Source organism: Streptomyces sp. NPDC001348 (assembly GCF_053597535.1).
This window is the reverse complement of sequence record NZ_JBSFIK010000015.1, coordinates 171,522-180,485: the sequence shown is the minus strand read 5'-3', so window position 1 is coordinate 180,485 and position 8,964 is coordinate 171,522. Positions and strand designations below refer to the sequence as shown.

The 8,964-nt window shown below is 71.9% G+C and carries 6 protein-coding genes; 3 read left to right on the top strand and 3 right to left on the bottom strand.

Annotated elements, in window-relative coordinates:
• On the top strand, window positions 1-510 hold a 510-nt coding region (locus ACWC21_RS18435; RefSeq protein WP_450882971.1), incomplete at its 5' end, for an ATP-binding protein.
• Window positions 511-590: 80 nt separating this feature from the next.
• Here the strand turns inward: ACWC21_RS18435 and ACWC21_RS18430 are convergent.
• The 3 genes from ACWC21_RS18430 to ACWC21_RS18420 form a co-directional block, all read right to left on the bottom strand.
• A complete protein-coding gene (locus ACWC21_RS18430) occupies window positions 591-2,132 on the bottom strand; it encodes an alpha/beta hydrolase (protein ID WP_450882969.1) in 1,542 nt (513 codons plus the stop codon).
• A gap of 133 nt (window positions 2,133-2,265) precedes the next feature.
• A complete protein-coding gene (locus ACWC21_RS18425) occupies window positions 2,266-3,804 on the bottom strand; it encodes an alpha/beta hydrolase (protein WP_450882967.1) in 1,539 nt (512 codons plus the stop codon).
• A 97-nt stretch (window positions 3,805-3,901) separates the two neighbouring features.
• Window positions 3,902-6,685: a lysylphosphatidylglycerol synthase domain-containing protein gene (locus ACWC21_RS18420; RefSeq protein WP_450882965.1), complete on the bottom strand. Its 2,784-nt coding sequence runs from the start codon at window positions 6,683-6,685 to the stop codon at window positions 3,902-3,904.
• Between the two features lie 186 nt (window positions 6,686-6,871).
• Between ACWC21_RS18420 and ACWC21_RS18415 the strand changes: the two genes are divergently transcribed.
• Together ACWC21_RS18415 and ACWC21_RS18410 are read left to right on the top strand one after the other, a co-directional pair.
• Window positions 6,872-7,258 (top strand): MGMT family protein, encoded by a 387-nt coding sequence (locus tag ACWC21_RS18415; RefSeq protein ID WP_450882963.1) that lies wholly within the window; start codon window positions 6,872-6,874, stop codon window positions 7,256-7,258.
• 389 nt (window positions 7,259-7,647) lie between these two features.
• Window positions 7,648-8,964: ATP-dependent helicase (locus ACWC21_RS18410; protein WP_450882961.1), on the top strand; the 1,317-nt coding region annotated here is incomplete at its 3' end.

The following is an 8,964-nucleotide window of genomic DNA, read 5'->3' as shown; positions in this document are numbered from 1 at the left end:
GACTCCCTGTGCGATCACGTCGTGCGCAAGCTGCTGCCCGAGGGCCCCGCCGACGATGCGGCCCTGCTTCTGGTGCGGCCTCGGGCACTGGACGCGCACAGGGTCGCCGTGTGGGACGTGGAGGCCGACGCCTCCGCCGTGGCGCGGATACGGGCGGACGCCGTCCGTGCCCTTGACGCATGGGGGCTGGAAGAGGCCGCGTTCGTCACCGAACTGCTGGTCAGTGAACTGGTCACGAACGCCATCCGGTATGGGGAACCTCCGATCCAGTTGCGGCTCATCCACGACCGGGTGTTGATCTGCGAGGTCTCCGACTCCAGCAGCACAGCACCGCATCTGCGGCGGGCCAGGGTGTTCGACGAGGGCGGACGGGGGCTGCTGCTGGTCGCTCAGCTCACGGAGCGCTGGGGCACCCGGCAGACCGCGGCGGGCAAGACGATCTGGTGTGAGCAGCGCTCGGCCGCGGCCGACAGCTCGCTCCTCCCTCTGGAGGCAATCGCCGAACTGTGACCGCCCCGCATGCGGACGGCCGGGTGAGGAAGGCCGGCCGGCACCGGTCCGTGGACCACCGCCCAGCCGGGACGCCGGCGTCATGAGCAGACCTTGTCGTCCTCCGGCACCGTGCCGTCCAGCAGATAGGCGTTCACCGTCGAGTCGACGCAGTCGCTCCCGCGGCCGTATGCCACGTGGCCCTCGCCCTTCCAGGTGAGCTCGACGCCGACACCGCGGCCCAGTTCGTCGGCCATCCTGCGGGTGCCCTCGTACGGTGTCGCCGGATCCCCGGTGTTGCCGACCAGGAGGATCGGCGCCGCGCCCGGTGCGCTCACCTCCGGGGTCTCGTACTGTCCGGCCACTGGCCAGTCGTGGCACCAGCCGGCCGTGTCCCAGCCGAGGAAGTCCCCGAAGACCGGCGAGATCCTCTCGAACTCCGGCAGCAGCTTCTTCGTCTCCCGGAGCGTGGGCCGCTCCTTGCCGTCCAGGCACGATATGACCCGTTGGGCGTGGGTCGTCGTGCCGTAGCGCCCGGAGGAGTCCCGTTCGTTGTAGTCGTCGGCGAGTGCGAGCAGTTTCGTTCCGTCTCCCTCCTCCGCCGCCGCGAGGGCGCTGGTCAGTTCCGGCCAGCGGGACTCGCTGTACAGCGGCAGGACGATGCCGGTGACGGCCTGCGTCTGCGTCAGTTTCCGCCCCGACGACGTGGGCAGCGGTCGCGCGTCGATGCGCTTCAGCAGGTCCGCGATCTTCTGCGTGCCCTGCTTCGGGTCCTGGCTCCTGGACCTCAGATAGTCGTCGAGCGCCCGTTGGAAGCCCCTGGCCTGGTTCTCGGCGTGGCCCACGGTGTCCGCGCCGGGGTCGACCACCGCGTCGAGGACCAGGCGCCCCACGTGTTGCGGGAACAGATGGGCGTAGACACCGCCCAGTTCGGTCCCGTAGGAGAAGCCGAAGTAGTGCGTCTTGGCGTCGCCGAGCACCTGGCGGATCAGATCCATGTCGCGGGCGGTGTCGGTGGTCGAGACATGGGCCATCAGCTTCCCGGCGGCTCGCGCGCAGCCTTTGCCGAAGTCGGTGGCGTCCTGGAAGTAGGCCTTCTCCTCGGCCGGGGTGTCGGGGGTGGCGTCCACCGCCTCGGCGGCCTGGATGTCCTTGTCGCTGCGGCAGCGGATGCCCTCGCTCGCCCCCACCCCACGAGGGTCCCAGCTCACCAGGTCGTACCGCGCGCGCAGCGCGGACATGGTGGTGCCGAAGGCGGGCATCGTCGACACGCCCGATCCGCCGGGTCCGCCGAAGTTGAACAGCAGCGAGCCGATGCGGTCACCGCCGGTGGCCTTCGCCCGGATGAGCGCCAGGCCGATGGTGTCGCCCTCGGGCTTGCTCCAGTCGAGCGGCACCTTCAGCGTCGCGCACTGCCACTCACCGCTCGGCACCGGGGAGTCCTGCCCGGCCTTGCAACGGCCCCAGCCGGGCTGCTGCGACACGAGCGAGGCGGGGAGGCCGGCGGCGGACGTGCCGGTCGGCGCCGCCGGCGGCGGGCCGGACCGCCGCTTGCCCTCGTCCCCGCCCGACGACCCGCCGCTGCACCCGGCCACCAGCAGCGCGGCGGCCACCGTGGCCGACCACCGTACGAAACGCGACATGCGCCCCCCGTTCCCATGCCCTCCGCGACTCGTGGCGGTGAGCTCTCCGGCCATCGTAGGCGGATCTCCCCGAACCGGTTGCGCCCTGTGGATAACCATCTGACCTGGGAATTCATCGAGCAGTTCGAGATCGTCAGGAACAGACCGTCCCGGCGGCGGGCACCTTCCCGTCCAGCAGATAACCGTTCACCGCGTCCTGCACGCACCGGTTCTTGCTGTCGTACGCGCCGTGTCCCTGCCCCCTGTACGTCAGCTCGACTCCGACGCCCTTGCCGAGCGCGTCCACCATCTTCTTCGCGCCCTCGTACGGCGTCGCCGGGTCACCGGTGTTGCCGACTACGAGGATCGGTGCCGATCCGGGCGCACTCACGTCGGGATGGTCGGCGGCGCCGGGCACGGCCCAGCCGGTGCAGCCGACCAGACCCCAGGCCAGGTAGTCCCCGAACAGGGCGGAGGCGGCGCGGAACTCCGGCAGCTGCTGCTGGACGTAGGCGGTGGTGTAGCGCGGTTTCTCGTCGGAGCAGTTGATGGCGATGTTCGCCGCGGTGATGTTGCTGTACTCGCCGTTCTCGTCGCGGCCGTTCATCGAGTCGGAAAGCAGCATGAGGATCTTGCCGTCGCCGTCGTAGGCCTGCTGCAGTCCCTCGGTGAGGTACTCCCAGAAGTCCTTCGAGTACAGGGACTGCGCGATGCCGTTCGTCGCGTCGGTCTGGGTCAGCTGGCGCGGGAAGACGCCGGGGATCGGCTTGCGCTCCAGGTCGCTCAGCAGCTTGGCGATGCGGGCCTTGACGTCCTGCGGGGTGTCGCCGATCGGGCACGCGGTGGTCTTGGAGGTGCAGTCCTCGGCGAAGTTGTCGAGCGCGAGCTGGAATCCCCTGGCCTGCCCGAGCGAGCTCTGTTCGGCGTTCTGCGTGGGGTCGACGACCGCGTCGAAGACGGCGCGGCCGACGTTCCTCGGGAACAGGTGGGCGTAGACGGCGCCGAGCTCGGTGCCGTAGGAGATGCCGAAGTAGTAGAGCTTCTTGTCGCCGAGCACCTTCCGCATCAGGTCCATGTCGCGGGCCGCGTCCGTGGTGCGCACATGCGGCAGGATCGTCCCGGAGTGCTTCTCGCAGGCCGCGTTGAAGTCCTTCGTGCGGTTCAGGAGCCCGGTGCGTTCGGTGGCGTTGTCCGGTGTGGCGTCCTGCTGGAAGTACTCGTCGAGCTGGGCGTCGTTCTCGCACTCCACGGGAGAGCTGCGGCCCACCCCGCGCGGGTCGAAGCTGACCAGGTCGTAGCGGGTGCGGAGCTTGGCGTAGTCCTCGCCGAACGCGGGCAGCGTGGTGACACCGCTGCCGCCGGGCCCGCCGAAGTTGAACACCAGCGAACCGATCCGCCTGCTCGCCGGTCCGCTCGCCCTGGCCCGGATCAGCGCGAGGCCGATGCGATCACCCTTCGGCTTGCTCCAGTCGAGCGGCGCCTGCAGCGTGGCGCACTGCCACGTGGCCCCGTCCGGCAGCGGCGAGGGGGCACTGCCACCGCCCTCCGCCGCCGAAGGAGCAGGGCAGTCCCTCCAGTCCAGTCTCTGCGCCGTCAGGTCCCCGTCCCTGCTGCCGTCGCCGCACCCCGCCGGCAGTGCGGAAAGCAGCACGGCGGACGCCAGGGCGGCGGCTCGGATCCGGAAGCGGCGCATATTCCCATCCTGGGGGCGCGGCCGCCGTGGCGCGCGGGGCGCGGGCCGTACGAGGTACGCCCCGCGTGGGTCCGAGCGGGAGTGCGCCGGGCAGGCCCTACAGTGCGCCCTTGCGCGTCAGCTGGTTGAAAGCCAGCCAGCCCGGCAGGACCGGCAGCCACAGTGTCAGCAGCCGGTACAGGAGGACGGCCGGTGCGGCGACCTCCTTGGGCAGGCCGACGGCGATCAGCCCGACGGTCAGGGTGGCCTCGACCGCGCCCACGCCGCCCGGGGTGGGCGCGGCGGAACCCAGCGCGTTGCCGGCCAGGAAGACGACGGCGACGCTGGCGATGCTCAGCGAGGTCGTGCCGTCCCCGAACGCCCGGATCGACGCGTCCAGGCACATGACGAAGCAGACCGTCAGCAGCAGGATGCCGCCGATACCGGTGACCAGTTTCTGCGGCCGCTGGAGGACGTCCAGCATGCGGGGCACGACACCGGCGAACAGCGACCGCACGCGCGTGACGACGAACTTCCGCAGGAACGGCACCGATGTCACCACGAGCACGAGCACCGCCACCGTCAGCAGACCCGCGATGACCGTCCTGGACGGCGACAGCGACGGCGTCTTCTCGGTACCGGTCAGGTAACCGAAGGACAGCAGCATCAGGATGTGGCAGCCGAGTCCGGCGAGCTGCGAGCCGCCGACGCTCGCCACCGCGAGCCCCGGCCGCACTCCGGCGCGCTGCAGGAACCGCGTGTTGAGCGCCACACCGCCGACCGCGGCCGGGGCCACGATCTTCACGAACGAGCCTGCGACCTGGGCCGCTACGGCGCGCGTGAACGAGACCCGCTCCGGGACGAAACCGAGGAGCTGCATCGCCGCCGCCACATAACTGAGCGCGGCGAACAGCACGGCCGCGGCGACCCAGCCCCACTGGGCGTTCGCCACGAGTGGCCCGAACTCGATGTGGGTGAGCTGCGTCAGCAGGAAGTACGCACCGATCGCGCCGGCGATGAAACTGATCAACGTGCGCGGTCGCACCCGCTCCAGCCGGGCCGGCTCCACCGGCGCCTGCGGCCTGATGCGCAGCACCTGGTGCCGGATCTGGGTGAGCAGGTCCTCCTCGCGCGCTTCCTCCAGGGCCTCGTCGATGGCCCGCTTCTCGGCCCGCTGCTCGGCCCGCACGGTCTTCTTGTCGGGCTTCTCCAGTGCGGGTCTGCTGTCCTCCGGAGCTTCCTCCAGGCGAGCCTGTTTGGCCTGCCGGGAGGCCTCGAGCACGGCGTCGCGCTCGCGCTGGGCCCGCTCCCGGGCCAGTTTTCGCAGCGTCGCGCGCGTGGAGCGGGTCAGTGCGATCGACTGGAGCATCGGCAGGCAGTCGGCGACCGCGTCGGGGCCGAGGACACCGACCGCGGAGGCCACCGCCCGTTCGGCGCCCACCCGGAGGCCGAGCGTCGTGACCAGCTGGGCGACGTCCATGCGCAGCAGGAGGTCACCGGCCGCGATCTCGCCCCCGCGCAGGTCGGTCAGGATCACCGTGCCGGAACGATCCACCAGAATCGCGTCACCCGCGAGCCGGCGGTGGGCGATGCGCCGGGACTGCAGGGCCTGCACCTGGTGCCAGGTGTTGCGCAGCAGGTCGTCGGTGATCTCCTCGTCGGCCAGCGAGTCGAGGGTGCGCCCGCCGGTGTGCTCGTAGACGAGCATGACGGCGTCGGGGCCCAGCTCCGAGGTGGCGATCAGCTTCGGCGCGTTGGCGCCCGCCGCGATGGCCGCGTACGCCAGCAGCGCCTCCTGTTCCAGCGCCTGGCGCAGCGACTGGAGGCTGGAGCGGGTGGCGAAGCCCCGCAGGGTGAGGTTGCGCCACGCGCGGTAGAAGAAGCCCTGGGCCTGCTGCTCCCGGTCGACGACCGTGACGTCCAGCGGCGGGCCGTCCTCCAGGGTGACGAAGTAGCGTCGGCCGCGGTCCCCGTCGGTGTCCGGGGCGTCCTCGCGGGCCGCGCTGACCGGGTGGAAACCGACGTGCCGCAGCCCCGCCATCAGTGTCTGGCCCGTGGGCCGGACGTTCGGGGAGCCGACCGCGTACAGCGTGCCGTAGGCCACCGTCCAGCCGATCAGCACGGTCAGGATGATCGAGAACGGAGTCGTGTAGCCGGTGACCAGCATCGAGAAGGCGTCGAGCAGCAGCACGATCCACAGCACCGCCCGCCAGCGGGGCCGCCGGGACATGCCCACGGCCGTCATGTAGGCGATGACGGGAGCGAGGTAGCCGTGCACCGGGTCGGTCAGGGCGTGGATGTCACCGGGGGAGGGCTGGGTGAGCGCGTCCTGGATGGAGGGCGGGGCGGCCCGGGCCACCCACAGGTCGGTGGCGAGCGTCACACCGTGCGCGAGGACCGCCGCGAGCACGCCGTCGGCGATGCGCAGCCCGTCCCGTTTGATCAGCCGCTCGATCGCGAACGCGACCGGCACCAGGAGGATCGCGATGCTCGACGCCAGGCCCGCGAACCTGATCAGCAGGTCGGGTGCCTGGCCGGTGCCCTTGTTGATGTCCTGTTCGAGGCCCGAGGTGGTCCCGTGCGCGAACGCGGCGATCGCCAGCAGCACGGCGATGGCGAGGATGCCCACCAGCAGCCGCATCAGGTCGGACGGACGGTGCACGCGCGCGGGGAGCAGCGGTTCGTCGCCGTCGACGGCGTCGGTGTGCACCTCTTCGGCGGGCTCGGGGCCGGCGGCCGCATCCTTGTCGGGTCCCCGGGCGTCCCCGGGGTCGGTGCCCTCGTCGGGCCGCCGGGTGTCCCCGGGGCCGGAGTTCTGCCCGCGCGGTGCGGCGGTGTCCGGGCGCGACGCCGCCGCAGAGGTACCCTCCGCGCCTTCGGGGTGCACGCCCTGCTGTTTCATCGTCTCTTCTTGGTCTCGTATCACCAGTCACCGCCCGCACGATGGTGGCATGCCGCACCGGCTCACGGGGGCATCAGGGTTCAAATGCGGGGGCGCACAGTCTGCCGGAAGCGTCGCCGGAGGGCGAGGGGCGGTCCTGTGGCAGCCCGCGTCCGGTTGTCGGTGGGGTGCGGCAGGATGGGGCGGATGAGCGAGCAGGGGTTTCCGGAAGACGCCGGCGCGGGGTACGCGGACGCGCTCCCGGAGTACGCCGAGCGGGTCCTCGACGTGGCCGAGCGCATTCCGCCCGGACGGGTCATGACGTACGGGGACGTCGCGGAGTGGTTGCAGGAGGGCGGCCCGCGCCAGGTGGGCCGGGTGATGGCCCTGTACGGCGGAACCGTCCCGTGGTGGCGGGTCGTCCGCGCGGACGGCGTCCTGCTGCCCGGCCACGAGCTGCGGGCGCTCGAGCGGTACCGCGCCGAGGGCACCCCGCTGAAGGAGGCCGGCAGGACGGCCGAGGGCCATCTGCCCCGCCTCGACATGAGGCGGGCCCGGTGGGACGGCGACGAGTGCGCGGAGGTTCACACCTGACAGCTTCCGCCATCGGACCCCGAAGGGGGGAACCCGTGGCCCGTAAGGGGGACAGGGGGGACGTCCGTGGCATGACGTACGTTCGTGAGGGATGGGACTCGCGTGGCACGAGATCCGGAAGGGGTGAAGCGGAGGATCCACTTCCGCTCTTTTCCCCGGCGTAGCGTCGGCTGCACGCGTTCCCCTCATCCCGCGGCCACCGTCATGTGCGCGTGACCGCCTGCCAACCAGCACACCCACCAGGACCGGCGAACCACGTGAGCTCCTCTTCTTCCACCAGGCCCCTGCCGCACCCCCCGGTGCGGCAGGGGAACAGTGGCGCTTACCGACTGGTGCGTACCCCTCCGGCCGAGCCGGATCCCATCCGTCTGGACGCCGCACAGCGCTCCGTGGTTGATCACCGGTCCGGCCCTCTGCTCGTCCTCGCCGGTCCCGGCACCGGAAAGACCACCACGCTCGTCGAGTCCGTTGCCGCCCGGATCGCCCGGGGCGGGGACCCCGGGCGCATCCTGGTACTGACGTTCAGCCGCAAGGCGGCCGTCGATCTGCGCGACCGCATGGCCCGGCGCATAGGGGCGGCCCGGGCCCCCCAGGCGACCACCTTCCACTCCTACTGCTACGCCCTGGTCCGCGCCCACCAGGACAGCGACCTGTTCGTGGAACCCCTGCGCCTGCTCTCCGGTCCCGAACAGGACGTGACCGTACGTGAGCTGCTCGCGGGACAGCCGGAGCTGGAGCGGCTGGGGTTGCACCATGTGCGCTGGCCGGACGAGCTGCGCGCCTGTCTGACCACCCGGGGTTTCGCCGACGAGGTCCGCGCGGTCCTCGCCCGCAGCCGCGAGCTGGGCCTGGGCCCCGAGGCCCTGGACGCCTTCGCCCGGCGGATCGGCCGCCCCGACTGGCGGGCCGCGGCCGCCTTCCTGGCCGAGTACCTCGACGTCATCGACCTGCAAGGCGTCGTGGACTACGCCGAGCTCGTCCACCGCGCGGTGCTCCTCGCCCGCAGCCCGGAGGCCGCCGAACGACTCGCCGCCCGGTACGACGCCGTGTACGTCGACGAGTACCAGGACACCGACCCGGCCCAGGTCCGCCTGCTGCACGCCCTGGCCGGCGGCGGCCGCACCCTGGTCGCCTTCGGCGACCCCGACCAGTCGATCTACACCTTCCGGGGCGCCGACGTGAACGGCATCCTGGACTTCCCGCGTTCCTTCCCGCGCGCGGACGGCCGCCCGGCCCCCGTCGAGGTCCTGCGCACCTCCCGCCGTTCCGGCGCCGCCCTGCTGGGTGCGACCCGGCTGCTGACCCAGCGCATGCCGCTGACCCGCCTCCCGGCCGACAAGGTACGCGCCCACCGCGAGCTCACCCCGGTGCGGGACGGCGGCCGCGTCGAGGTCCACACGTACCCCACACCCGGCACGGAACTGGACAACATCGCCGACATCCTCCGCCGGGCACACCTGGAGGACGGGGTGCCCTGGCGCGACATGGCCGTCCTGGTGCGCGCCGGGTCCCGCACCATCCCGACGGTCCGCCGCGCCCTCACGGCGGCCGGTGTCCCCCTGGACATCGACGGCGACGACCTGCCCCTGCGCCACGAACCGGCGGTGGCACCGCTGCTGACGGCGCTTCGCGCGGTGGCTGCCGCCGAGGCGGCGCGACACCCCGGCCAGGGCTTCGAGCCGTCCGGTCAGGACACCGAGTGGACC